The sequence below is a fragment of the Ramlibacter aquaticus genome (genome assembly GCF_015159745.1).
In the GTDB taxonomy this organism is placed as follows: domain Bacteria; phylum Pseudomonadota; class Gammaproteobacteria; order Burkholderiales; family Burkholderiaceae_C; genus Ramlibacter; species Ramlibacter aquaticus.
The window spans coordinates 1-23,993 of record NZ_JADDOJ010000063.1 but is presented as its reverse complement, the minus strand read 5'-3'; the positions used below and the strand labels follow the sequence as shown (position 1 = coordinate 23,993).

Below are 23,993 nucleotides of genomic sequence, written 5' to 3'. Positions count from 1 at the left end.
GAAGAAGCCCGGGGAAGGCGCCCCGCCCCGGGTGTGCCCGCGCAGGAGACAACGATGAGAAGGAATGAGCCGGTGACCCAGCGGGAGTTCGACATCCCCGAAGGCGCCACCCTGATGTCGACCACCGACACGGCCAGCCACATCACCTACGCCAACGATGCCTTCGTGGCCGTGAGTGGCTTCGCGCGCGACGCGCTCATGGGCCAGCCGCACAACCTGGTGCGCCATCCCGACATGCCGCGCCAGGTCTTCGCCGACATGTGGTCCACGCTCAAGGCGGGTGAGCCCTGGTCCGGCCTGGTGAAGAACCGCCGCGCCGACGGCGACCACTACTGGGTGCGCGCGCACGCCGTGCCGGTGTGCCGCAACGGCGCGACGACGGGCTTCATGTCGGTGCGCACCCGCCCCACGCCCGAGGAGGTGCAGGCGGCGCAGGCCGTGTACGCGGACATGGCCTCGACGCGCCCCGGCTTCCGGCTGCACCGCGGCGTCCTGCTGCGGCGCGGCGCCGCCGCCCTGCTCAACTGGCGCAAGACGCTGTCGGTGCGCGGGCGCATCCGCGTCACCGTGGCCAGCATGTGGCTGTTCATCATGGGCTTCGGCATCGCCATGGCCGCCAACCTGCTGCGGCTGGGATCGGTCACGGCCGTGGCGCTGGCCGTGGTCTCGCTGGTGCTGGAGTGGCAGATCGCCCGGCCCCTGGAGCAGCTGCGCCGGCTCGCGCTCTCGGTGGCCACCGGCGAGAGCCGCGAGGCGGTCCGCATGGACCGCGTGGACGAGATCGGCGTCACCATGCGCAGCGTGAACCAGCTCGGCCTGATGTTCCGCTGGCTGGTCAACGACGTGAGCGAACAGGTGCTGGCCGTGCAGACGGCGGCGGCGGAGATCGCGCAGGGCAACGACGACCTGTCGGCGCGCACCGAGCATGCGGCCTCCAGCGTGCAGGAGACCGCGGCGACCATGCAGCAGATGACCTCGACGGTGCGCGCCAATGCGGACAGCGCCCGCCACGCAGACGGCCTCGCGGGAGAGGCCAGCGGGGCCGCTGCGCGCGGCCGCGAGGCGGTGGGCAAGGTGGTCTCCACCATGGGGGAGATCCGCGCCGCCTCGGACCGCATCGCCAGCATCATCCAAGCCATCGACGGCATCGCGTTCCAGACCAACATCCTGGCCCTGAACGCGGCGGTGGAGGCGGCCCGGGCGGGCGAGCAGGGCCGCGGCTTCTCGGTCGTGGCCAGCGAGGTGCGGGCCCTGGCGGGCCGCTCGGCGGACGCCGCCCGCGAGATCAAGGCGCTGATCGGCGACAGCCTGCAGCGCGTGCACTCGGGCACCGGCCTGGTGGACGAGGCGGGCGTGGCCATGGCCGAGATCGTCGCCCGGGTGGGCGAGGTGAGCACGCTGATCGCCCGCATCAGCGCCTCCAATGCGGAGCAGACCGGGGGCATCGAGCAGGTGGGCGCCGCCGTGGGGCAGCTGGACCAGGTGACGCAGCAGAACGCCGCGCTGGTGGAGCAGAGCACGGCCGCGTCCTCCAGCCTGAAGGGCCAGGCGCAGCGGCTGGTGGAGGCGGTCAGCGTATTCCGCTGACGCGCCACGGGGTGCGGGCGGCGCAGGGGCCGGGGCGCCGCCTGGCGCGGCCGTGGTGCCGCATCGCAGCCGTGCAGGCCCCGGCCGCCGGCGTGCGCGGCACCGGCCCCGTAGAATCCGCCTTGCCGCCGCCGTAGTTCAATGGATAGAACGAGCGCCTCCTAAGCGCTAGATACAGGTTCGATTCCTGTCGGAGGCGCCAGCCTGTTGCTCGGCCCCCGCATCCCCGGGGGCGCCCTGGCGAATTCCTGCGTGGCAGCCATGAACCGTCACCCGACCGCCTCCCTGGAGATCCCGTCGCTCTCGCGGCGCCGCCTGCTCACCGCGGCCACGGCCCTGCCGCTGGCCGGCTGCTCGGCCCGCACCCTCAATGCCCTGGTGCCCAGCAGCACCTTCCGCTTCGAAGGCGGCATCGCGTATGGCGAAGACCCGCGCCACCGGCTGGACGTCTACCGCCCGCTGGCCGACGTCGCCGGCGCGCCTCTGGCCGTGTTCTTCTACGGCGGCAGCTGGACGCGTGGCGACCGCGCAGACTACCGCTTCGTCGGCGAGGCGCTGGCCAGCGCCGGCATCGTCACCGTGGTGGCGGACTACCGCCTGAGCCCGCAGGTGCGCTGGCGCGAGATCCTGGACGACTGCGCGCGCGCCACCCGCTGGAGCGTGGACGCGGTGCAGCGCCTGGGCGCCTCGCCCTCGCGCGTGTTCCTCATGGGCCACAGCGCCGGCGCCTACAACGCGGCCATGCTGGCGCTGGACGCGCGCTGGCTGGGTGCGCACGGCGTGCAGCACCGCTCGCTGGCCGGCTGGGTCGGCATCGCCGGGCCCTACGACTTCCTGCCCATCACCGACCCGGAGGTGCAGGTCGCCTTCGACTGGCCGAACACGCCCCCCGACAGCCAGCCGGTGGCGCATGCCGACGCGACCGCCCCGCGCACCCTGCTGCTGGCCGCGCGCGAGGACAACCTGGTCAACCCGCAGCGCAACAGCGAGGCCCTCGCGCGCGACCTGCAGCGCGCCGGACGCCCGGTGCGGCTGCAGGTGCTGGACGGCGTCAACCACGTCACGTTGATCGCCTCCATGGCGACGCCGCTGCGCATGCTCGCGCCGGTGCGCGACGAGGTCACCGGATTCCTGAGGGCCTGACGGCCCGCGTCGACTCATCCAGAATGCGGGCTGCAACACAACCCGAAGGAGACCCCATGTTTTCCCATGTCATGGTCGGCACCGCCGACCTCGAGCGCTCGCGCCGCTTCTACGATGCCGTGCTCGGCACGCTGGGCGTCGGCGCCGGCTTCCAGGACCGCCACCGCATCTTCTGGCGCTCGCCCACCGGCACCTTCTCGGCGACCTTGCCGATCAACGGCGAGCCGGCCTGCGCGGCCAACGGCGGCACCATCGGCTTCGCCTGCAGCTCCAAGGAACAGGTCGACGCCTGGCACGCGGCCGGTGTCGCGAACGGCGGCGCCACCTGCGAAGACCCGCCCGGCGTGCGTGAGGGCTCCGTCGGCAGCCTGTACCTGGCCTACCTGCGGGACCCGGACGGCAACAAGCTCTGCGCGCTGTACCGCATGCCCAAGGCCTGAACGGCCTGACGCAGGGCCGCGGCCCTGCGATCCTCGAGCAAGGCCGGCGACCGCCGGCCGCTTCAGAGGACAGCGGCCGAGGCCAGGTCCTCGTCGTCGCTGGGCGCGAGCTGCTCGCCGAGCGAGAAGCGCACCGTGGCCCCCTCGCCGGGCCGTCCCTCGATCGCGATCTCGCCGCCATGGCGCTCGACGATCTTCTTCGCCCCCGCCAGCCCCAGCCCGTAGCCGGCGAACTGCGAGGCGTCGTGCAGGCGCCTGAACATCGCGAACAGTTCCCCGGCGCGCTCGGGGTCGAAGCCGACGCCGTTGTCGCGCACCTCGAACGCCGCCTGCCGCCCCGGCAGCCGCGCCAGCACGATGCGCGCGCCGTCCTCGCGGTCGCTGGTGAATTTCCACGCGTTGCCGATCAGGTTCTGCAGCAGGGCGTGCAGCAGGGCCTGGTCCCCGCGCACGCGCAGGCCCTCCTCGATCACGGCCTCCACCTTGCGCTGAGGGGCCGTGAAGGCCAGGTCGTCGACGATCTGCCGCGCCATCTCGCTCAGGTCCACCTCGCGCACCAGCAGCGGCGATTGCGACAGCCGGTACAGGCCCAGCATGGCCTCGATGACCCCCTCCATGCGGGCGACGTTGGCGACGATGCGGGCCAGGTAGTGGGCCGACCTGGGCGCCAGGGGCTGGCCGTCCTGCCCCAGCGCGCCGGCGAAGCCGCCGATGGCGGCCAGCGGCGCACGCAGGTCGTGGGCGATGCCGTAGGAGAACTGGGCCAGGTCCGCGTTGGCCCGTTCCAGCTGGCGCGTGCGTTCCAGCACGCGCCGCTCCAGTGCCACGTTCATCTCCGCCCGCTGGGCCTCCAGGGCCTTCTGGTCGGTGAGGTCGCGGATGACCACGTTGGTCAGCTCGCGCCCTTCGGCGTCCTGGAAGGTGGCCGTGGCCACCTCGGCCTCGAAGAGGCTGCCGTCGCTGCGGCGGTAGGTCAGTTCACCGCGGGTGCTGCCATCGCGCGCCCGGGCCTGCATCAGGGGCTGCAGGCGCGGGTCGCCCTCGAACACCACCATCGCACGGCCGCCGGCGACCAGTTCCGCCTCGCTGCGGCCGAACAGCCTGCAGGCGGCGGGGTTGGCGGCCAGCACCGCGCCGGCCGAGGTGCCGATCATGACGGCATCCAGGCTGTGCTCGAAGAGCTTGCGCCAGCGCTCCACCGCCACGGCCAGCGTGCGCCGCGCCGCAAGGAGTTCCAGGTAGGGCTGGCGCAGCATCCAGACGTACATGGCACGGTACAGGGCCATGTAGGCGATCACCTTGAGGATGTGGCCATAGACGAAGAAGGCGTCCGAGGCGCTGGCATAGCGGGTGAAGGCGTACTGGGACATCGCCAGCACGCCCAGCGCCGCGGCCATGAGCCCGCTCTGGTGGTCGCGGCTGCGGCCGAACTGGCGCGCGAACAGCAGCGCGCCCGCCAGCTCGACGACGGCGACGCTGAGGTCCATCGCGATCTTCAGCGGCGTGGGCCCCACGCCCGGGCGAAACAGCAGGGCCGAGGCGGTGGACAGGGCGCCGGCGGCCGCGAAGAGGCAGCCCAGCACCAGCGAGACCGCGAGCGCCACCCAGCGCAGCCGCGGGGGCACCGTGCCGATGCGGGGCTCGCAGGCCAGCACCACCAGGGCCAGCGCCGTCGCCAGCCGGGCCAGGAAGAAAGGGATGTAGGCGCGCGCCAGGCCTTCACCGCCGGCAAAGCTCGGCGTGGGCTCGAACAGGGCCACGTGCGCCAGGTCGGACAGGGCCACGCTGCCGAAGCAGCAGCAGGCCAGCGCCATCACGCTGCTGCGTTGCCAGGCCAGGGCGTTCCAGGCGACCGAGAAGATCATGGCCGAGCCGATGATGCTGAGCACCTCCAGCACGGTGTGGATCTGCCCGTTCAGCGTGCTTCCGATCTGGAAGCGCAGGCCGGGCAGCCACTCGAGCACGAGCAGCGGCACGGCCGATGCGGCGACGATCAGGGCGGGGCGCACGAAGCTCGGCCCCGGGGCGAGACGTGGCTCCAAGACAACCTCCAGACGGCATGCTCCTGACTGCAAGGTAGCACCGGGCCCGGGCCCGGCCTTAGGGGAAATTCTTAGCGCGGCGGCGCCCGCCGGCGCAAACATAGCCGCTTGCCTCGCACTTCGCATGAACGCTGACATCCTCATCGTCGACGACGACAGCGACCACCTGGAGCTCTGCGCCCTGGCGCTGGAGGGCGCCTGCGACCGCGTGGCCACGGCGTCCTCGGGCGCGCAGGCACTGGCGCAGCTTCGCGCCTGCGAGCCCCAGGACCTGCCTCGGCTGTTGATCCTGGACGTGAAGATGGGCTACGAGTCCGGCCTGGACCTGCTGCGCGACCTGCGCGCGGACGCCGGGCTGTCGCACCTGCCGGTGGTCATGTATTCATGCTCCAGCGACGAGCGCGATGTCGCCAGCAGCTACTTGCTGGGCGCCAACGCCTACCTGGTCAAGCGCAGCGACCTGGGCGACATGCGGCAGGTGCTGGGCGCGGCCTACCGCACCTGGGCCCTGCCCGCACCCGCCGCGACCGGGACTGCGCCTGTGCACCCGGCCGCCGCGGGCTGAGCCCGCAGGGCGCCGGTCGCGTCCGGGCGTGCGCTCAGCGCGACGGGGCCAGCAGCGCCGCCAGCAGGGCCAGGCTGGCCACGCTGGTCAGCCGCAGCCGCAGCGGCAGGTACCAGCCGGGCAGCGCCGCCCGCGCCGCCAGCGCACGGTCCTGCAGGTAGTGGGCGACGAAGCCGGCCACCAGCAGGGGCACCGCGGCGCCCGGGGGCAGCAGCACGGCCGGCCAGGCCAGCAGCGCGGGCACCACGCTCCAGACGTAGCGGCCCTGCGCCTGGGCCGGCGTGAGTCCGGGCAGCAGCATCGCGAACGCCCAGTGCAGGGCGCCCACGAAGCTCAGGATGACAGCCCCGTAGGCGAGCAGGGCCTGCTGCCAGAGCAGGCCGTGGCCCGGGTCCGCCAGCAGGGCCAGCGCGAGGCCGACGAAGGGCAGCAGCCCGCCGTAGCCCAGCCAGGCCACGCTGTGGGGAAGGACGGGGGTCGAAGGCGGGCCGAGGTCGTTCATGGTCAGAAGGTGGACAGGCAGGGCGGCACTGCGTGGAAAGGCAGGGTGGCACCGTCCGTTGGCCGCGATGGTACGGGGCCCTGGGCGCGGGCTGCCGCCGCAGCGCGAAAAACCCCAGGCCGGCGGCGCGCGCCGCCGCGTCAGGCCGGGCGCATGAAGGCGTCGAAGAAACGCGCCAGGTCCTCGTGCGCGTCCAGCGCCAGCACGTGCGCGATGTACTGGTCGGGCCGCACGACCACCAGCGCGCCCTGCGCCCGGTCCACCCCGCGCAGGTCGAAGATGTCGGGGATGCCCTTGCCCTGCGCGCAGCTGGCCTTGTCGTAGTCGCGCAGGCCCAGGCGTCCCTTGGCCGGCAGCAGCAGGGGCGGCAGCTGGTCCAGGGCGATCCGGGCGTGCGGCGCCTGGAAGATCGCCCGCAGGTCGAAGACCGCATCGATGTCCTGGCCGGCCGGGGTGAAGCGACGCACCGGCGAGCGCGAGTCGTCCTGCAGGAAGCCGCACAGCGCGTGCAGGGCCCCGCCCGGCTGGCCCAGGTCGCCCTCGCCCGCGAAGGCGTAGAGCCGCCAACGGCCGTCGGCCTTGCCGGCGTGCCCCAGCTGCACCGGCCGCGCGTCGCAGGCCCGCAGCACTGGGGCGGAGTGGAAACGCATGCCGATGCGCAAGCCGGTGGCCAGGCCCTGCTGCGTGGCTTCGCCGCACACCAGCGACGGCGCATAGCAGGTGCCCACGCCCGCGGTGAAGCGCCCGTGCTGCTCGAAGTAGCGCTGGAAGGCCTTGGGGTCCACGCCCTCCCCGGCCTGGCCGGCCGCCTTGCGGGCCGGGTCGCTGAACATCTTCGCCCACTCACGGTCGAAGTCGATCAGCTGCTGCGCGGCGGGCTGGCGCTCGGCCGAGTAGGTGTGCAGCAGGGCGGGTGCGCACTGGCCCCGCAGCACGGCGGCCAGCTTCCAGCCCAGGTTGAAGCTGTCTTGCATGGAGAAGTTCATGCCCTGGCCGGCCTTGGGGCTGTGGGTGTGGCAGGCGTCGCCGGCGATGAAGACGCGCGGCTGCGCGCCGGCAGTGCCGGGGTCCGCCACGTCGTCGTAGCGGGCGCAGATGCGCTGCCCGATCTCGTACACCGACCACCAGGGCACCTCCTTCACGTCCAGCGTGTAGGGGGCGAGGATGCTTTGCGCGGTCTCCACCAGGCGCTCCACGGTGATGCCGCGGTCGGCCACCCGCTCGCCTTCGCGCAGCTTGTCCTGCTCCACGTACAGGCGCACCAGGTAATCGCCCTCGCGCGGGATGACCAGCAGGTTGCCGTGCTCGGACTGCACCGCGCACTTGAATCGGATGTCGGGGAAGTCGGTCACCGCCAACACGTCCATCACGCCCCAGGCCTGGTTGGCCGAGTCGCCCACCAGCTGCAGGCCGATGGCGCGGCGCACGCCGCTGCGGGCACCGTCGCAGCCGACCACGTAGCGCGCCCGCACGGTCTCGGTGGCGCCGGTGGCGCTGCGCTCCAGGGTGACGGTCACCGGGTGGTCGGCGGCCGCGTCGTCCACCTGCAGGCCGACGAATCGGCGGCCGTAGTGCGGCGCCAGCCGCGCCGGCGCGTTGCGCATCAGCTCCAGGTAGAAATCGTGCACGCGGGCCTGGTTCAGCACCACGTGCGGGAATTCGGACAGGCCGTCCTCGGTGTCGTGCACGCGCCCATGGCGCACCACGCGGCCGGCCTGCGCCTCGTCGGGCTTCCAGAAGGTGACCTCGTTGATCCAGCAGGCCTCCTTCAGCACCTTCTCGGCGAAGTTGAAGGCCTCGAACATCTCCATGGTTCGGCAGGCGATGCCGTCGGCCTGCCCGAGCTGGATCGGCCCGTCCTTCTGGTCCACGATGCAGGTGCGGATGTCGGGGAAGGCCGCCAGCTGCGCGGCCAGGGTGAGGCCGGCCGGGCCGCAGCCCACGATGAGCACGTCCACCTCGCCGGGCAAGGCTTCACCCGGGGGCCGTGCGCGCGGATCGGCCGCCTGGTGGACGCAGGCCAAGGCCGTGGCCGAGCCGGGCTCCGAGTTCGCGCAGGACCTGGAACGCAGCATCGAGGCCGCGCGCGAGCACCCGGGCGGGACCGCGCAGCCGCTCAGTCCGGGCAAGGGCTGAGCCGCAGCCAGGCCTCGCGCAGCGCGACCAGCACGGCCTCGGGCGCCTCCTCGTGCGCGAGGTGGCCCAGGCCCTCCAGCCGCACCACGCCGGCCCGTGAGGCCTGGGGCAGCAGCGCCTCCACGCGCGGCGCATCGCGCGGCGGCACGGTCTGGTCCGCCGTTCCCACCACCTGCAGCAGCGGCACCTGCAGGCGGGGCAGCTCGCGCGACAGGCCGGCCAGGTCCCAGGCGGCCATCATGCCCAGCGCGCCCGCCACGTGGCCGGGGTCGCGCACCAGCAGGCCGTAGAGGCGGCGGCCCTCGGCGTCGAGCCGCGAGCCCGTGCCTTCCAGCAGGTGGGCCAGCACCAGCGGCTCGGCCGCCACGCGGGCGAACAGCGAGGGCACGCCGGGCAAGGCCGCCAGCAGGCGCGCCGCCGGCGAGAACACCTGCCCGGGCAGCCCGCCCCAGGGCAGCAGCGCACCATTGACGGCCACCACCAGCCGCGGCGCGGCCAGGCCGTCCAGCACCATGCGCAGCGCGACGGCCGCGCCCGCGGAATTGCCGACGATGAGCGCGGGCGCGCACGCCAGCGACTGCAGCAGGCCCTGCACGGCGCGGGCCATGCCCGGGAGGGAGAGCGGGTTGGCCACCCCGCCCGCGGCGGGCAGGCCGGTGAAGGCGTGGCCGGGCAGGTCGGGCACCAGGACCTCGAAGCCCAGCGCCGCCAACGCAGGCGCGAAGGCCCGCCAGGAATGCGAGGACGCGCCGGTGCCGTGCAGCAGCAGGGCCACCGGCGGCTTGCGCCCGGGCCGCGCCGCCATCGCCGTGCGGCCGCCCTGCGCGGCGAACGATTGAAGGTGCCAGCGCAGCCCCGCCGCCTCGACGAAGCGGCTGTGCTCGTGGTGGGGCCAGCGCGGGCCTTCCAGGGCCCAGTCCAGGGTCTGCCGCATGCCCGGTCTCAGCCCGCCTGGCGCACCGCCTGGTGCATGGCCTCGGCCGCGCCGTGCGGCAGCGGCAGGTAGCGGGCCCGCATCGCCGCGGCCAGCGTTTCGGCGGCCGGGTGCGGATGGGGCGAGGTGTCCAGCACCAGGGCGGCGTGGCCCAGGGACCCGAGCTCGCGGGCGGCGGCCAGCGCGTCCGCGCCTGCACGCTCGCGGCCCGGGCTGCCGTCGCGCGCGATGTTGGCGCGGCCGTCGGTGAGCAGCACGACCAGCGGCGTGTCGCCGCGTCGGCGCACCGCGTCGGCGAGCTGGGCGGCCGCGTCCAGGCCGGCGGCCAGGGGCGTGCCGCCACCGCCCGGCAGGCCGGCCAGGCTGCGGCGGGCCCGCGCCAGCGACCGCGTGGGCGGCAGCAGCAGTTCGGCCGCATGGCCGCGGAAGGCGATCACGGCGACCTCGTCGCGCCGCACGTAGCAGTCGGCGAGCATCAACTCCACCGCGCCCTTGGCCTCGGCCAGCCGGTGCAGCGCCGCCGAGCCCGAGGCGTCGACGACGAAGATGGTGGTGGTGCGGCGCCGCTGCACATGGCGGCGCACGCGGAAGTCCTCGCGCCGCACCTCGATGCGGCCGGCCGGCGGCTGGCCCCGGGCCGCCCGCTCGCGCAGCCGCAGCCCCTGCCAGGGCGCGGCGGCGCGCAGGGTTTCGACCAGGTGCAGGCGCGGACCGGTGCGGGGGTCGCCAGGCCGCGCGCCCACGGGGCGGCCCCGGCCGTGGCCGCGTTGCGCCGCGCCGCTGCGCCCCGCCGCACCCGCGCGCTCGCGCGCCGCGGCGATGGCCAGCGAAGCCAGCAGGCCGGCCGGCAGCGCGGCCCGGGCGGCCTCCAGCAGCTGGTCGCCCGGCGGTGGCTCGGTGCTGCTGGCATCGGCATCCCGCTCGGTATCCTGGGCGGCATTCTCCGGCGCCTGGGGCGGCGGGTCGTCGGCCTCGGGCTGCGGCGCGGGCTCGGGCAGGCGCGTGGCGCGTGGCGCCAGCACCCAGGCCGCAGCCACGGCCGCATCCGAGGCATGGACCGCATCGGCCCCGCGCAAGGCGGCCAGCGCCCGGGCGCAGCGCCAGGCCAGCAGGGGCGCGCGCAGCGAGGCCACGCCCAGCGCATGCGCGGCGCCGCACAGGCCTTCCAGCAGGGCCTCGTCCACCGGCAGCGCGGCGAGGCGTTCGCGCGCGGCGGCCACCTCGCCGGGCGAGGCCGGCGACGCCTGTGCGTCGTCGGCATCGGCCCCGGGCGCGTCCGCGTGCAGGTGCAGGGCCAGCCGGTCGGCCAGGGCCGCCGGCAGGCGCTCGTCGTCGGTGCCTTCGTCCAGCGCCAGCAGCGCGAAACGGGCCGGCAGACGCGCGGCCAGGCCCTCGCGCTCCAGCACCAGCTCGCCGCTGTCCAGCAGGTGGGCGAGCCGCCCGGCCAGGGCGGGCTCCATGCGCTCGGCCATGGGCGCGAGCAGCACACCGCCATGGGCACGCGCGGCCAGGCCGGTGCTGGCCACGGGACGGCCGGCCGCCAGGGTGGCGCCCAGGTCCAGCCCGCCCAGCAGGGCGGCGTCGCCCAGGCGCACCGGCAGGCGCAACCAGGGTGTGGCGGCAGGCAGGCAGGCGCGCAGGCGGTCCAGCCAGGCCTCGCGCGCGGCGCCAGCCGGCCCGCGCAGGACGGCGCCCCCCAGGCCTGCCGGGTCCACGGCCAGCACCGCAGCCGCCAGCGCTGGCCCGGGCTTCATGCGCCCATCAATTCGGCGATGGCGCGGTCCACCCGCACCGAGGAGCCGGCGTCGTCCAGCGGATTGCGGCGCAACCGGTGGCGCAGCGCCGGGGCGGCCACGCGGCGCAGGTGCCCGGCCGCGACGGCCTCGTCGCCCTCCAGCGCCGCGACCGCGCGCGCCGCGCGAACCAGGGTCAGGTCGCCGCGCAGCCCGTCGGTGCCCAGGGACTTGCACAGCTGCGCCGCCAGGCCGCGCACCTCGTCGGACACCGCCACGGTTTCCAGGCGCGCACGCGCGGCCACCAGCGTGCGGCGCAGCCGGCCCTCCTCGCGCTTCCATTGGGCGGCGAAGGCCTCGGGGTCGCGCTCGAAGGCCTCGCGCCGCTTCACCACCTCCACGCGCGTGGGCAGGTCTTCGGGGGTGCGCACCTCGACCGAGAGGCCGAAGCGGTCCAGCAGCTGGGGACGCAGCTCGCCCTCCTCGGGGTTGCCGCTGCCCACCAGCACGAAGCGGGCCGGGTGGCGCACGCTCAGGCCTTCGCGCTCGACCACGTTCTCGCCCGAGGCGGCGACGTCGATGAGCAGGTCGACCAGGTGGTCCTCGAGCAGGTTCACCTCGTCGATGTAGAGGAAGCCGCGGTGCGCTCGCGCCAGCAGGCCGGGCTCGAACACCTTCTGGCCGTGCGCGAGCGCGCGCTCCAGGTCCAGCGCGCCCACGATGCGGTCCTCGGTCGCGCCCAGCGGCAGGTCCACCACCGGCACCGGCACCTTGCGCACCGCGGCTGCCTTGCCGACGGCCCGCAGCGCATCGCAGTCGGGACAGGCGTGCGCTGGCCCGGCGGGGTCGCAATGGAAGCGGCAGCCCTCGACCACGGCCATGGGCGGCAGCAGCGCCGCCAGCCCGCGCACCGCGGTCGACTTGCCGGTGCCACGGTCGCCGAAGACCAGCACGCCGCCGATGCGGGGGTCCACCGCGGCGGCGAGGATCGCCAGCTTCATCTCGTCCTGCCCGACGAGGGCAGGGAAGGGAAAGGTCGCCATGCGCGCCAGTATGGACCTGACGCGACGGTTTGTCATGCCGGGCTTACACTCCGGCTTGTCAGACGCTTCAGCGGCGCACGCGCGGCGTCGCCATCCAGTCGATGATGGCGAAGACCAGGGGCGCGCCGATCAGGAAGAAGGGGAGGTACTGGATCACGGGTTTCTCCTTGTCGGTGAGGCCTGTAGCATCCGCACGCATCGGCTTCGCCCCGGTAGGACGGCGGCGCGGCCCATGGCAGGACGCCCCGCCCGGGCGCCGCCGGACAGACAGCCGGGCGAGGAGGACCCATGCCGCAGACCCATCCGCAGCGCACAGCCCTGCACAACGAACTGCACGCCCGCCCGCCCGAGCCGGTGGCGCCCCCCCTGGCGGTGACCCATATCGTGATGGCGGCGCAGCCGCAGGAGCGCGCGGCAAGCCGCGAACACCTGGGCCGCCTGCTGCACGACCACCACCTGCCCGCGCCCGACGAAGGCATCACGCACCTGCGCACCGCGCTGGGCGTGACGCGGCTGCGCTGGGAGCTGCACACCGAGTTCGTCTCCTGGACCTTCTCCCAGCCCTTCGACCTGGCGGGCTTCAACGCCAACGCGCCGCCCACCGGGCTGCGCGCCGTGCCGGAGGACTGGCTGGCCACCCTGCCCGGCCAGCAGCTGGTGGCCATCCACCTGTGGGTGCTGCCGCCGCAGCTGCGCGAGGACCTGCTGGCCCGCGAACTGCTGCACGAGGACACGGTGGTGGGCTCCAGCCTGCTGCACGGCCAGCTCGAGGCGTACACCGACTTCGCGATCCACGCCGACGGCTTCTCGCGCATGGCGGTGTATGCCGGCAGCCAAAGCTCGTCGCCGCGCGTCCTGGGCCGGCTGGTGCAGCACCTGCTGGAGATCGACACCTACCGCATGGCCGCCCTGCTCGGCCTGCCGATGGCCCGCGAGAGCGCGGCCAGCCTGGGCGAGGCCGAGCGGGAACTGGCCGAGCTGGCCGGCGCCATCCGGGAGGCCGCGCGCGAGGAGGAACCCCAGCTGCTGGACCGGCTCACCCGCCTGGCCGGCGAGGTGGAGAGCCGCTACGCCGCCACGCACTCGCGCTTTTCCGCCAGCGCGGCCTACTTCGAGCTGGTGGACCAGCGCGTGCGCGAAATCGACGAGTCGCCCATCCCCGGGCTGCAGACCATCGGCGAATTCATCGAGCGTCGCATGTCGCCCGCGCGCGCCACCTGCGCCTGGGTGGCGCGGCGCGAGAACGCGCTGTCGGAACGCGTGTCGCGCATCAGCAACCTGCTGCGCACCCGGGTCGAGATCGAGCAGCAGGAGGGCACGCAGGCCCTGCTGTCGGCCATGAACAAGCGCATGAGCCTGCAGCTCAAGCTGCAGGCCACGGTGGAGGGCCTGTCCGTGGCCGCGATCACCTACTACGCCGCCGGGCTGGTGAGCTACCTGGCACGCGGCGCCGTCGCCCTCGGCTGGCCGCTCAAGCCCGACATGACGGCCGCAGTGGCGGTGCCCCTGATCGCCCTGGGCGTCTGGGCGTCGATGCGGCGCATGCACCACAAGCTGTTCCAGATGGAAGACCGCACGCCGGATTGAGGACCGGCGGCGGGCCGCGGCCGAGCGCGCCCGCTCCCGGCCGATCGCGGCATCCCTCGCCACGCGGTTCAACAAGAGCGACAATGCGTTTTTGTTGAATATCTCGATTTCTGGCATGACCTCCCGACGCAAGCTGCTGCGCGCGGCCGCCGCCCTCGCCCTGCCTGCCCGGCTGGCGCACGCCGCTGCCGCCGTGCCTGCGGGAGCACCCGTGCTGCTGGGCCTGGACGCGGAGTTCGGGCACGCCAGCAGCACCTCGGCCGAGGCCATACGGCAGGGCATCCTGATCGCCGCCGACGAGCTGAACGCACGCGGCGGCGTGCTGGGCGGGCGGCCCCTGCAGTTGCTCACGCGGGCCAACCACGCGGTGCCCGCGCGCAGCATCGCCAACCTGCGCGAGCTGGCCGCCACGCGCGACCTGGTCGCGGTGTACTGCGGCCGCTTCAGCCCGACGGTGCTGGAATCGATCCCGGTGCTGCACGAGCTGCGGCTGCCGCTGCTGGACCCCTGGGCCGCCGCCGACGCCATCGTGGACAACGGGCACGACCCCAACTACGTGTTCCGCCTCTCGTTGCGCGACAGCTGGGCGGCGCCGGCCATGCTGACCCACCTCGCCGCCAAGGGCGTGCGCCACGTCGGCCTGCTGATGCTCAACACCAGCTGGGGCCGCAGCACGAACAAGGCGGCCCGCGCGCATCTGGCGAACAAGGCCGGGCTCTCGATCGCCGACGTGCAATGGATCAACTGGGACGACAACGTGGAGTCCATGCGCGCCAAGCTGCAGCTGCTGCTGGAGCGGGGCGCGCAGGGCCTGCTGCTGACCGCCAACGCGGAAGAGGCCGCGGTGCTGTGCCGGGCCATGCTCTCGCTGCCGGCGGCGCGGCGCATCCCGGTCGCCAGCCACTGGGGCGTCACCGGTGGCGACCTGCCGCGCCTGGTGGGACCCGAGTTCACCCGGCTGGACTTCGCCGTGGTGCAGACCTTCTCCTTCCTGCAGGCGGGCACGCCCGCGGCGGCGCGCCTGGCCGCGGCCCACCACAAGATGTTCGGCAGCCAGGGCGCGCGCGACATCCTGTCGGCCGTGGGCGTGGCCCACGCCTACGACCTCACGCACCTGGTCGCGCAGGCCGTGGACAAGGCGGGCGGCACCGACCGGCCGGCGGTGCGTTCGGCGCTGGAACAGCTGGGCCCCTGGGAGGGCGCGGTGCGCCGCTACGCGCGGCCGTTCACGCCGGCCCGCCACGAGGCGCTGGAGGCGGGCGAGCTCTTCATGGCGCGCTATGCGCAGGACGGCGCGCTGGAGCCGGTGCCCGCAGGGCCAGGGCGGCGACCCGCATGATGCAGGCTTCCAGGCGCTGGCTGGACAGCAGCGTCGGCAACCGCTTCGTGCTGTTCAGCGTGACCACCGCGCTGGCGCTGGTGCTGCTGCTCGCGGCCACCGCCTACCCGCTGGTCTTCTACCAGGCCTGGCGAAACTTCGGCGACGAGCGGGCCAACAGCTTCTCGCGCATCGTGGACCGCTTCGAGCAGCGCATCGAATCGGTGCAGCAGGCCCTGGAACAGCTCTCGCGCAACAGCTTCGTGGTCAATGCCTACGTCGATTCCACCGGCCGCGAGGTCTACTTGCAGCCCACGCTGCGCGACTTCAAGCTGCCCTTCGGGGTGGAGACCGAACTGGTGCTGTTCGACGCCGGCGCCCAGCCCTTCGCCGCGCGCAGCGCCACGGGCATGGACCTCGCACCCGGCCTGCAGACCCTGGCACGCGACGCGATCGCGCGGCGGCGGCCGCAGTTGCGGGTGCAGCCGCAGGCGGGCGGCGCGAGTGCGATGGTCGAGATGGCCTTCCCCATCTACTACCCACCGGCGCGTGACTACGAGGGCGCCCTGGTGGCCCGCCTGCCGCTGGCGGCCCTGCTCGACCAGCCGGCCGGGCTGGACCCCGCACTCGACTGCCTGCAGCTCGCCGCGGGCGAGCGCGAACTGCAGCGCTGGGGCTGCAGCCGCGGCCATGCGGCCACGGACCTGCGCCAGTCGCTGGCCTCGGCGCGCTTTCCCGACAACCCGCAGGCGCTGACGGCCGCCTATGGCCGCAGCGCATCGGCAGTGGTCTCGCGCATGGCCTGGGGGCTGGCGGTGTACCTGGGCCTGGGCGCGATCGCCGCCTGGGCCGCCTGGCACGTCAGCCGGCGGGCCGGGCGCGGCTTCGCCCGGCAGCTGCAGCACCTGGGCGAGGCCTCGCGCCAGCTCGCGCGGGACCCCTACGCACGTGTCGCGGTGGCCTGGCCGCACGACGACGAGGTGGCGGCCTTCGTGCGCTCCTTCGAGCAGATGGTGCAGGCGCAGCAGCAGTCGCAGCAGACGCTGGAGCGGCAGGTGGCCGAGCGCACCGCCGACCTGGAGCAGGCGCTGAAGCGGGCCGAGGCCGCGACCATCGCCAAGAGCCGCTTCCTGGCGATGATGTCGCACGAGATCCGCACGCCGCTGAACGGCGTGATCGGCATGGCCGAACTCCTGAGCCTGCCCGACCTGCCCGACGAGGAGCGCCGGCAGTACGGGCAGATCATCTTCAGTTCCGGCCAGAGCCTGCTCGCCGTGCTGAACGACATCCTGGACGTGTCAAAGATCGAAGCCGGCAAGCTGGAGCTGATCCCTGCGCCCTTCGAGCCCGCGCGCCTGGTCGCCGAAACCGATGCGCTCTTCGGCCAGGCCGCCCGCACCAAGGGCGTCGCGCTGGACGCCGCCTGGGACGGGCCGGCCGGGGATCGTTACGTCGCCGACGCGGGCCGCATCCGCCAGATGCTGGCCAACCTGGTGGGCAACGCCGTGAAGTTCACCGCCCGGGGCAGCATCCACATCCGCGGCACCGCGCTGCGCCAGGCGGAGGGCCAGGCCGTGCTGCGCTTCGAGGTGCAGGACACCGGGCCGGGCCTGTCCAGCGAGGCCCAGGCCCTGCTCTTCCAGCCCTTCTCGCAGGTGGAGGGCGGCAACAACCGCCAGCACGGCGGCACCGGCCTGGGCCTGTCCATCGTGCGCAGCCTGGCCCAGCTCATGGGCGGCAGCGCGGGCGTTCGCAGCACACCCGGGCAGGGCGCCCTGTTCTGGTTCGAGCTGCGCGCGGACTTGGCGCGGGACTGAGGCCGCAAGGGGGCCGGTCCAGGCCGGCGAGGGCCCCAGGCACATCGGCCACCCCCAGGCCATGGCCTGCGGCAGAATCGGCGCATGAGCATCTGGTTCGAGACCTTTCCGCTGGCGAGCGCCAACGAACGCAGCCAGGGCTGCGGCAACGGCCACGTCGGCATCGAGCTGCTGGAGGCCGGTGAGGACTACCTGCGCGGCCGCATGCCGGTCGACGCGCGTACACGCCAGCCCGCGGGCGTGCTGCATGGCGGCATGTCGGTGGTGCTGGCGGAAACGCTGGCGTCCTGGGCCGCCGCCTACGTGGTCGACCCCAAGCGCTTCCACTGCGTCGGCCAGGAGATCAACGCCAACCACGTGCGGGCCGTGGCCGGCGGCTGGGTGACCGGCACCGCGCGACCGCTGCACATCGGCGGGCGCAGCCACGTGTGGGAAGTGCGCATCGAGGACGAGCAGGGCCGCCTGGCCTGCATCTCGCGCGTGACCATGGCGGTGCTGGAGCGTCCCATCGCCTACTGAAGCGGGCCGGCGGGGCGCCAGCCAGCCCCGGGCCTCAGGCCTGTGCCGCGACCGGCTCGTCCCAGGGCGGCGCCTCGGCATCCCCGGACTGCGCGGCCTGCGCGGGCGCCACGGCGGCCGGGGCCGCTCCGGGCATCATTTCACCGCCCAGGGCCTCCAGCAGCGCCGGCAGCAGGCGCGAGAGCTCACCCGTGGCGATGGCCACGTCGGCGTCGAAGCCCTTCTCCTTCTCGCCCAGGTCCGTCTTCACGTCCATGAAGTCGAGCTTGCGCAGCGCCAGGCCGTCGTTGAGCACGAAGCCCAGCTTGCCGTCCCAGCTGAGCGCCATTTCGGTCACCACCATGCCCTCGTCCAGGTGCTGCACGATCTCCTCGGCGTCCAGCGGATGCCGCGCGTAGCGGATCGAACCCTTTTCCGCGTTCTTGAGCACCAGGTCCTGGCCGAAGCCGAACTCGCCCGGCGCCTCGTCGGCCCGCAGCCATTCCGCCATGGCGGTGCCCGGGGCCATCTGCGTGGACAGCAGCGCCAGCGGCAGCACATGGCGCAGGTCGGCCATCAGGTCCACCAGGCTGGACACCACGCTGTCGGCGGCCTTGTGGCTGCCCGCGCCCACCACCAGGAAGCGCTGGGCGAGGTCGATCCAGATCACGTGGGCCGCGCGCTTGCTGAAGGCCCGCGGCAGCATGGTGAGCACCACCTCCTGCTTGATGTCCAGCTTCTCCTTGCGGCCCGGCTTGCGGCCGCGCTCGGCCTCGATGGCCTTGCAGCGCGCCTCGACCTCGGCCCGTACCACGCTGGCCGGCACCGCGCGGCGCTCCAGCCCGAATTTCAGGACCAGGTGGCCGGCGATGTGCTCGGCCATGGCGCCGTTCTCCTCGCCGCGCGGCGGCAACCAGCCGGTCGAGAGCTCCTGCGTCGGCTCGCAGGGACGGAAGGCCAGGCGCTGGAGTTCGGCTTCCAGCGCGTCCGGGGCGGGTGGCACCCAGTCCGGCCCGATGCGGTAGGCGATGATCGATTTGAAAAATGGCATAGGCCGCGCATTGTCGCTGGCGCAGCCAGGCCCGCCGCGGCCCGCGGCACAAATGTTCAGCCAGGCGCGACGAAGTCACGCTCCGGCCTGCGCTGCGCCGGGCCCGGGGCAGCTTTTCCGCCCCGGCCCGGGGCGCCGGCGCCTCAGGATGAAGCGGCGGGCGCCTTGCAGGTGCTCAAGCCCAGCAAGGCGTAGGGCGGGCACCAGCCGATGGCGCCCGTGGCCAGGGGCACCAGGCCCAGCCAGCCCCACCAGCCCACGGTGCCCGTGGCGGCCAGGGCGATGAGCACCAGGCCGACGGTGATGCGCAGGGCGCGGTCGATGCCGCCGACGTTCTTGGTCATGGAGTCTCTCCTTCATCCGGGGGGATGTGTGGCCATGGTCGCGCCAGGGCCGCCCTTCCTGCTTGATCCGCATCAAGCTTGCGCGGCCGGTAGCGCAGTGGCCGACAGGCCGGCGAGGCCTTCTCCTACACCGCTGGCGGAAGCACAGCCTAGGCTATGGGTGAGCGTTGTAGCGAGCGCTTACATGGTGTGGCACGACTGTTGCACAGCGTCATTGCAATGTCACCCCCACCGCCTAAAGTGGAGGTCCAGGAGGGGCAGTCCCCTGGCCCTCCCGAGACAGACAGCCGAGGTATTTCCATGACGGCAGCCGAATTCCGAGTCGAGAGCAACCACCCCATCGCTGGCGGACTGCTGCCTGCCAGCGGCGCACGCCAGTACCTCTTCAGCGACCGCGCCGTGGCCGTGACCATGGCGGCGAAGAGCATCACCCGGCCCTTCGGCCAGGAGATCCGCGTCGTGCACGTGCCCACGGGTGAGGTGCTGTTCCGGAAAGCGGCCGCGCCCCGCCCGCCCGACGCGGCCGACGACTGAGCCGCGTGGGCGCTCAGCCGGCCCGCAGCCGGGCCACCGTGTCACGCAGCGAGGCCGCCCAGCCGCGGCGCTCCCGGCCCTGGGCGGGCTCGGGCTCGCCAAAGGCCACCACGGCCACGATGGGCGGGGCCGTGAGCGTGCGCCAGATCGAGGCCAGCAGGGTGTCGTCGCCGATGTAGCAGGGCGCCAGGCTGCGCCCGCGCGTGCCCGCATCGAGGAAGCTGAGCGCCACCGGCTGCACCGGGGCCTGGGCCGTGATGGCCGCCTGCAGCAGGTTGGCATGGAAAGGCAGCAGCGAGATGCCGTCGCTGGTCGTGCCTTCCGGGAACACGGCGAGGATGTCGCCATCGCGCAGGCTTTCGGCCATGTGGTGCACCACCCGCAGCGCATCGCGGCGCGACTCGCGCTCGATGTAGAGCGTGCCCGCCCCGGTGGCCAGCGCGCCCACCAGCGGCCAGTGCCGCACGTCGGACTTGGAGACGAAGCGGCAGTGCCGCGCCGCATGCAGCACCAGGATGTCCAGCCAGGAGATGTGGTTGGCCACCAGCAGCACGGGCCCCGCGGCCGGGGGCGTGCCGCGCAGTTCCAGGGTGATGCCCAGGATGCGCAGCATGGCCGCGGCCCAGTCCTGCACGGCCTGCTCCCGCTGGGCCGGGCTGAAGCCGGGGAAGCGCACCCGCAGCGTCCACAGCCCCGCCAGCACGTGGCCCAGGCCACGCAGGAAGCAGGCGATGGCCCGCAGCCCCTTCATGCCGGCTGCGTGCGCGCCTCGTACGCGAGCTGGCCGGCAGCGACGGTCCAGCGCACCCGCCCGCGCAGGGCGTGGCCCTCGAACGGGGTGTGCCGGCCCTGGCTGCGCAGCTGAGAAGGATCGACGGCCCATTCCGCGGCCGGATCGAAGATGCACAGGTCGGCGACGCCGCCCACCACCACCTGGCCCACGCTGGCCTGCAGCGTGCCCAGCGCCGCACCCAGCACGCGGGCCGGGTGGGCGGTGACGGTGGCCAGCGCCCGGGGCAGCGGGACACCGGCGTCCTCCGCCCACTTCAGGCCCAGGCCCAGCAGCAGTTCCAGGCCGGTCGCGCCGGGCTCGGCCTCGGCGAAGGGCAGGGTCTTGGCGTCTTCGTCCACCGGGGTGTGGTCGGACACCAGCGCGTCGATGGTGCCGTCCGCCAGGCCCTGGCGCAGCGCGTCGCGGTCGCGCTGCTGGCGCAGCGGCGGGTCCAGGCGGGCGCGGCTGTCGAAGTAGCCGATGTCGTGGTCGATCAGGTGCAGCGAATTGATGCTCACGTCGCAGCTGACGGGCAGGCCTTCGGCCTTGGCCGCGCGCACCAGGGCCACCCCGGCCGCGCTGCTGAGGCGGCACAGGTGCACGCGCGCGCCTGTGGCCCGCACCAGCTCGAGGATGGTGTGCAGGGCGATGGTCTCGGCCGCCACCGGCACGCCGGACAGGCCCAGGCGGGTGGCCAGCGGGCCGCTGGCCGCGACGCCGCGGCCCAGGTGCATCTCCTGCGGGCGCAGCCAGGCCGAGTAGCCGAAGGTCGCGGCGTACTGCAGGGCGCGCTGCAGCACCTGCGTGCTGGCCAGCGGCACCTCGGCCTGGCCGAAGCCCACGCAGCCGGCCTCCGTCAGCTCCACCATCTCGGTCAGCACCTCGCCCTGGAGGTTGCGCGTCAGCGCGCCCAGGGGGAACACGCGCGCCTGGTGCATCTTCTCGGCCCGGAAGCGCAGCATCTCCACCAGGCCGGGCTCGTCCAGCACCGGGTCGGTGTCGGGCGGGCAGACCAGGCTGGTCACGCCCCCGGCCACCGCGGCCGCCAGTTCGCTCTCCAGCATGCCCTCGTGCTCGTGGCCCGGCTCGCGCAGTCGGGCCGACAGGTCCACCAGCCCGGGCGCCACCACGCAGCCCGCCGCATCGATCACCCGCGACGGCGTGAACCCCGGCGCCTCGCCCAGCGCCAGGATGCGCCCGGCGGCGATCGCCACGTCGGTGACCTTGTCCAGGCCGGAGGCCGGGTCGATCACACGGCCGTTCTTGATCAGGATTTTCATGCTCTCTCCAGCACTGGCGTGTCTTGCCCAAGGTCACCGCGGAACCGGCTCTGCCGGGCCGCTGGTGACGCCCCCCTTGGGGGGCTGAGACGCCGCGGCTCCGGGCCTGCCTGCGCAGGTCCGGACGGCGTCGAAGAATCACCGCCTCTGGCGGTGATGCCTAGCCGAAGGCGCTTCGGGGGGTTACGCTTCATTTCCGGCAACGATGCTCATCACGGCCATGCGCACGGCGATGCCGAAGGTCACCTGCGGCAGGATCACGCTCTGCCGGCCGTCCACCACGGAGGAATCGATCTCGACCCCGCGGTTGATGGGCCCCGGGTGCATCACGATCGCGTCCGGCTTGGCGAGCTGCAGCTTCTCGGGCGTGAGGCCGAAGCTCTTGAAGAACTCCTGCGAGGAGGGCAGCAGCGCGCCGCTCATGCGCTCGTTCTGCAGCCGCAGCATGATGATCACGTCGCAGCCCCGGATGCCCTCTTCCAGCGTGTGGCACACCCGCACGCCCATCTGCGCCATGTCGCCCGGCACCAGGGTCTTGGGGCCGACCACGCGTACCTCGGCGCAGCCCAGGGTGGTGAGCGCGTGGATGTCCGAGCGCGCCACGCGCGAGTGCAGCACGTCGCCGACGATGGCCACCGTGAGGTTGGCGAAGTCCTTCTTGAAGTGCCGGATGGTGTACATGTCCAGCAGGCCCTGCGTGGGGTGCGCATGGCGGCCGTCGCCGGCGTTGATCACGTGCACGTGCGGTGCCACGTGCTGGGCGATCAGGTAGGGCGCGCCCGACTCGCTGTGCCGCACCACGAACATGTCGGCGGCCATGGCCGACAGGTTGGCGATGGTGTCCAGCAGCGACTCGCCCTTGGAGGCCGAGGAGCGTGCGATGTCCAGGTTGATCACGTCGGCCGACAGCCGGGTGGCGGCGATCTCGAAGGTGGTGCGGGTGCGGGTGCTGTTCTCGAAGAACAGGTTGAACACGCTCTTGCCGCGCAGGAGCGGCACCTTCTTGACCTCGCGGTCGTTCAGGCTCACGAAGCTGGACGCGGTGTCCAGGATGTGCGTGATGATGTCGCGCGGCAGGCCTTCCACCGACAGCAGGTGGACCAGCTCGCCGTTCTTGTTCAGTTGGGGGTTGCGTCGGTGCAGCATCAGTTGTCCCGGACCTCGAAGCTGAAATGGCCGTCGGCACCGCGTGCCAGTGCCAGCGACTGGCCGGCCGGCAGCGCCACGCGGGCGGCGGCGAAATCGGCCTGCACCGGCAGCTCGCGCCCGCCGCGGTCCACCAGCACCGCCAGGCGTACGCTGGCCGGGCGGCCGAAGTCGAACAGTTCGTTGAGCACGGCGCGCAGGGTGCGGCCGGTGTAGAGCACGTCGTCGAGCAGCAGGATGTGCGCCTCGTCGACGTCGAAGGGAATCTGGGTCTGCTGGCCCGCCCCCGCCAGCCCGCGCCGCGCGAAATCGTCGCGGTGCATGGCCGAGGAGATGACGCCCGGCGAGCCGCTGCGGCCCAGGTCGGCCTGCAGGCGTTCGGCCAGCCAGGCACCGCCGGAGGTGATGCCCACCAGCTGCGTGTTCTCCACGCCCAGTTGCTGCACGCCGCGCAGCAGTTCGCGGTAGAGGGCTTCCGCGTCCAGCGTCAGGTTCAAGGCAGGCTCCTCAGGAACTGTTCCAAGATGATGCAGGCCGCGCCGGCATCGGGGTCGCTCGCGCCCTGCGCGGCGGCTTCCACGGTGCTGTAGCGCTCGTCCACCTCGTACACCGGCAGGGCCAGGCGCGCGCGAAGCTGGCGGGCGAACTTGCGGGCCCGCGCCGTATTTTCGTGGCTGGCGCCGTCCGGGTGGAAGGGCACGCCCACCACCAGGGCCTGGGGCTGCCATTCGCGCACCCGCGCCTCGGCCTGGGCCATGCGCGCGTCGGCCCCTTCGGCACGGATGGTGGGCTGGGCGGTGGCGCTGCGCAGCAGGCGGTTGCCCACCGCGACCCCGGTGCGGCGCACCCCGAAATCGAAAGCGAGAAAGGTCTGGAGGTGGGGGGGGACGTCGTGAGCGGCGACGCTCATGCGTGCCCCGCCTGCCCGGTCAGCATCCAGGCCTGCAAGCCCAGCAGGGAGAGCGCGCGTTCGTAGCGCTTGTCCACGGGCGTGTCGAAGATCACGTCCAGGTCGGCGCCCACGGTGAGCCAGCTGTTTTCCGCCAGCTCGGATTCCAGCTGGCCCTCGCCCCAGGCCGAGTAGCCCAGGGACACCAGCACCTTGCGCGGGCCGCCACCGCTGGAGATTGCCTCCAGCACGTCCTTGGAGGTGGTCATCTCCAGGCCACCGGGGATGGTCATGGTCGAGGCGTAGACCGGCTCGGCAGCGGCCTCGCCCTCGCCCGCCAGCACCGCCTCGTGCAGCACGAAGCCGCGCTCGGTCTGCACGGGGCCGCCCTGGAACACGGGCGCGCTGGCCAGATCGGGCCGGGTCAGCGGCAGGTCGACCTTGTCGAACAGCTTGCGCAGGTCGATGTCGCTGGTCTTGTTGATCACCAGGCCCAGCGCGCCGCGGGTGCTGTGCTCGCACAGGTAGACCACGCTGCGGGCAAAGGTCTCGTCCTGCAGGCCCGGCATCGCGATCAGGAAATGATGCGTCAGGTTGATGGGCTCGGCAGCGGCAGGCATGATGCTGCGATT

23 protein-coding genes, 1 tRNA gene and 1 pseudogene are annotated in these 23,993 nt (G+C 73.3%); 11 read left to right on the top strand and 14 right to left on the bottom strand.

Annotated elements, in window-relative coordinates; translation table 11 throughout:
* Nucleotides 1-54: 54 nt before the first annotated feature.
* The 4 genes from IM725_RS14455 to IM725_RS14440 all read left to right on the top strand — a co-directional run bounded on the left by IM725_RS14455 (nt 55) and on the right by IM725_RS14440 (nt 3,170).
* A complete protein-coding gene (locus IM725_RS14455; protein WP_193781341.1) occupies nt 55-1,587 on the top strand; it encodes a methyl-accepting chemotaxis protein in 1,533 nt (510 codons plus the stop codon).
* Between the two features lie 127 nt (nt 1,588-1,714).
* Nucleotides 1,715-1,789, top strand: a tRNA-Arg gene (locus tag IM725_RS14450).
* 59 nt (nt 1,790-1,848) lie between these two features.
* Nucleotides 1,849-2,730, top strand: coding sequence for an alpha/beta hydrolase (locus tag IM725_RS14445; protein ID WP_193781340.1), 882 nt, complete (start codon nt 1,849-1,851; stop codon nt 2,728-2,730).
* A 56-nt stretch (nt 2,731-2,786) separates the two neighbouring features.
* Entirely contained in the window at nt 2,787-3,170 is a 384-nt protein-coding gene (locus tag IM725_RS14440; RefSeq protein WP_193781339.1) for a VOC family protein, read from the top strand.
* 62 nt (nt 3,171-3,232) lie between these two features.
* Here IM725_RS14440 and IM725_RS14435 read toward each other — a convergent pair whose 3' ends face one another.
* Entirely contained in the window at nt 3,233-5,212 is a 1,980-nt protein-coding gene (locus IM725_RS14435; protein WP_193781338.1) for an MASE3 domain-containing protein, read from the bottom strand.
* 124 nt (nt 5,213-5,336) lie between these two features.
* Between IM725_RS14435 and IM725_RS14430 the strand changes: the two genes are divergently transcribed.
* Nucleotides 5,337-5,777: a response regulator gene (locus IM725_RS14430; RefSeq protein ID WP_193781337.1), complete on the top strand. Its 441-nt coding sequence runs from the start codon at nt 5,337-5,339 to the stop codon at nt 5,775-5,777.
* A gap of 34 nt (nt 5,778-5,811) precedes the next feature.
* On the opposite strand, the gene IM725_RS14425 is transcribed toward IM725_RS14430, so the two are convergent.
* The gene (locus IM725_RS14425) at nt 5,812-6,279 is read right to left on the bottom strand and encodes a DUF3429 domain-containing protein (protein WP_193781336.1); all 468 of its coding nucleotides are present in this window, start codon (nt 6,277-6,279) and stop codon (nt 5,812-5,814) included.
* 140 nt (nt 6,280-6,419) lie between these two features.
* Nucleotides 6,420-8,237, bottom strand: a complete 1,818-nt coding sequence (locus IM725_RS14420; RefSeq protein WP_287067091.1) for an FAD-dependent monooxygenase — start codon at nt 8,235-8,237, stop codon at nt 6,420-6,422.
* Between IM725_RS14420 and IM725_RS20440 the strand changes: the two genes are divergently transcribed.
* On the top strand, nt 8,224-8,415 hold the full coding sequence (locus IM725_RS20440) for a hypothetical protein (protein ID WP_227753826.1): 192 nt from the start codon (nt 8,224-8,226) through the stop codon (nt 8,413-8,415). The genes IM725_RS14420 and IM725_RS20440 overlap by 14 nt on opposite strands.
* On the opposite strand, the gene bchO is transcribed toward IM725_RS20440, so the two are convergent.
* The 3 genes from bchO to bchI are packed head-to-tail and all read right to left on the bottom strand — an operon-like array spanning nt 8,396 to nt 12,125.
* Nucleotides 8,396-9,349, bottom strand: coding sequence for an alpha/beta fold hydrolase BchO (gene bchO, locus IM725_RS14415; protein WP_193781334.1), 954 nt, complete (start codon nt 9,347-9,349; stop codon nt 8,396-8,398). The genes IM725_RS20440 and bchO overlap by 20 nt on opposite strands.
* An 8-nt stretch (nt 9,350-9,357) precedes the next feature.
* Nucleotides 9,358-11,103, bottom strand: a complete 1,746-nt coding sequence (locus IM725_RS14410) for a magnesium chelatase subunit D (RefSeq protein ID WP_193781333.1) — start codon at nt 11,101-11,103, stop codon at nt 9,358-9,360.
* Complete coding sequence (bchI, locus tag IM725_RS14405; RefSeq protein ID WP_193781332.1) at nt 11,100-12,125, bottom strand: magnesium chelatase ATPase subunit I; 1,026 nt, start codon at nt 12,123-12,125, stop codon at nt 11,100-11,102. The genes IM725_RS14410 and bchI overlap by 4 nt, the downstream gene beginning before the upstream one ends.
* A gap of 288 nt (nt 12,126-12,413) precedes the next feature.
* Between bchI and IM725_RS14400 the strand changes: the two genes are divergently transcribed.
* The 4 genes from IM725_RS14400 to IM725_RS14385 all read left to right on the top strand — a co-directional run bounded on the left by IM725_RS14400 (nt 12,414) and on the right by IM725_RS14385 (nt 17,366).
* Nucleotides 12,414-13,712, top strand: a complete 1,299-nt coding sequence (locus tag IM725_RS14400; protein ID WP_193781331.1) for a DUF3422 family protein — start codon at nt 12,414-12,416, stop codon at nt 13,710-13,712.
* A gap of 115 nt (nt 13,713-13,827) precedes the next feature.
* Nucleotides 13,828-15,051 carry an ABC transporter substrate-binding protein gene (locus tag IM725_RS14395; RefSeq protein ID WP_193781330.1) on the top strand — a complete coding sequence of 408 codons (1,224 nt, stop codon included), beginning with the start codon at nt 13,828-13,830 and terminating at the stop codon, nt 15,049-15,051.
* Nucleotides 15,048-16,847 (top strand): ATP-binding protein, encoded by a 1,800-nt coding sequence (locus IM725_RS14390; protein WP_193781329.1) that lies wholly within the window; start codon nt 15,048-15,050, stop codon nt 16,845-16,847. Before IM725_RS14395 ends, IM725_RS14390 begins: the two co-directional genes overlap by 4 nt.
* Nucleotides 16,848-16,931: 84 nt before the next feature.
* Nucleotides 16,932-17,366: a hotdog fold thioesterase gene (locus IM725_RS14385; protein WP_193781328.1), complete on the top strand. Its 435-nt coding sequence runs from the start codon at nt 16,932-16,934 to the stop codon at nt 17,364-17,366.
* A gap of 34 nt (nt 17,367-17,400) precedes the next feature.
* Here IM725_RS14385 and IM725_RS14380 read toward each other — a convergent pair whose 3' ends face one another.
* On the bottom strand, nt 17,401-18,396 hold the full coding sequence (locus tag IM725_RS14380) for a recombination-associated protein RdgC (RefSeq protein WP_193781327.1): 996 nt from the start codon (nt 18,394-18,396) through the stop codon (nt 17,401-17,403).
* Nucleotides 18,397-18,539: 143 nt separating this feature from the next.
* Nucleotides 18,540-18,740 carry a YgaP family membrane protein gene (locus IM725_RS14375; RefSeq protein WP_193781326.1) on the bottom strand — a complete coding sequence of 67 codons (201 nt, stop codon included), beginning with the start codon at nt 18,738-18,740 and terminating at the stop codon, nt 18,540-18,542.
* Nucleotides 18,741-19,040: 300 nt separating this feature from the next.
* Here IM725_RS14375 and IM725_RS14370 point away from each other — a divergent pair, with 300 nt between their 5' ends.
* The gene (locus IM725_RS14370) at nt 19,041-19,274 is read left to right on the top strand and encodes a hypothetical protein (RefSeq protein WP_193781325.1); all 234 of its coding nucleotides are present in this window, start codon (nt 19,041-19,043) and stop codon (nt 19,272-19,274) included.
* A 13-nt stretch (nt 19,275-19,287) separates the two neighbouring features.
* Here the strand turns inward: IM725_RS14370 and IM725_RS14365 are convergent, their stop codons facing one another.
* The 6 genes and pseudogenes from IM725_RS14365 to IM725_RS14340 all read right to left on the bottom strand — a co-directional run bounded on the left by IM725_RS14365 (nt 19,288) and on the right by IM725_RS14340 (nt 23,981).
* Nucleotides 19,288-20,025 (bottom strand): lysophospholipid acyltransferase family protein, encoded by a 738-nt coding sequence (locus IM725_RS14365; RefSeq protein ID WP_193781324.1) that lies wholly within the window; start codon nt 20,023-20,025, stop codon nt 19,288-19,290.
* Nucleotides 20,022-21,326: a dihydroorotase gene (locus tag IM725_RS14360; RefSeq protein ID WP_193781323.1), complete on the bottom strand. Its 1,305-nt coding sequence runs from the start codon at nt 21,324-21,326 to the stop codon at nt 20,022-20,024. The genes IM725_RS14365 and IM725_RS14360 overlap by 4 nt, the downstream gene beginning before the upstream one ends.
* Before the next feature lie 183 nt (nt 21,327-21,509).
* Nucleotides 21,510-22,457: pseudogene (locus tag IM725_RS14355) on the bottom strand (aspartate carbamoyltransferase catalytic subunit); the annotation flags it as partial.
* Nucleotides 22,458-22,471: 14 nt separating this feature from the next.
* Nucleotides 22,472-22,969: a bifunctional pyr operon transcriptional regulator/uracil phosphoribosyltransferase PyrR gene (gene pyrR, locus IM725_RS14350; protein WP_227753824.1), complete on the bottom strand. Its 498-nt coding sequence runs from the start codon at nt 22,967-22,969 to the stop codon at nt 22,472-22,474.
* Nucleotides 22,966-23,382, bottom strand: a complete 417-nt coding sequence (gene ruvX, locus IM725_RS14345; protein WP_193781321.1) for a Holliday junction resolvase RuvX — start codon at nt 23,380-23,382, stop codon at nt 22,966-22,968. The genes pyrR and ruvX overlap by 4 nt, the downstream gene beginning before the upstream one ends.
* Nucleotides 23,379-23,981, bottom strand: coding sequence for a YqgE/AlgH family protein (locus IM725_RS14340; protein ID WP_193781320.1), 603 nt, complete (start codon nt 23,979-23,981; stop codon nt 23,379-23,381). Before IM725_RS14340 ends, ruvX begins: the two co-directional genes overlap by 4 nt.
* Between the last annotated feature and the right edge of the window lie 12 nt (nt 23,982-23,993).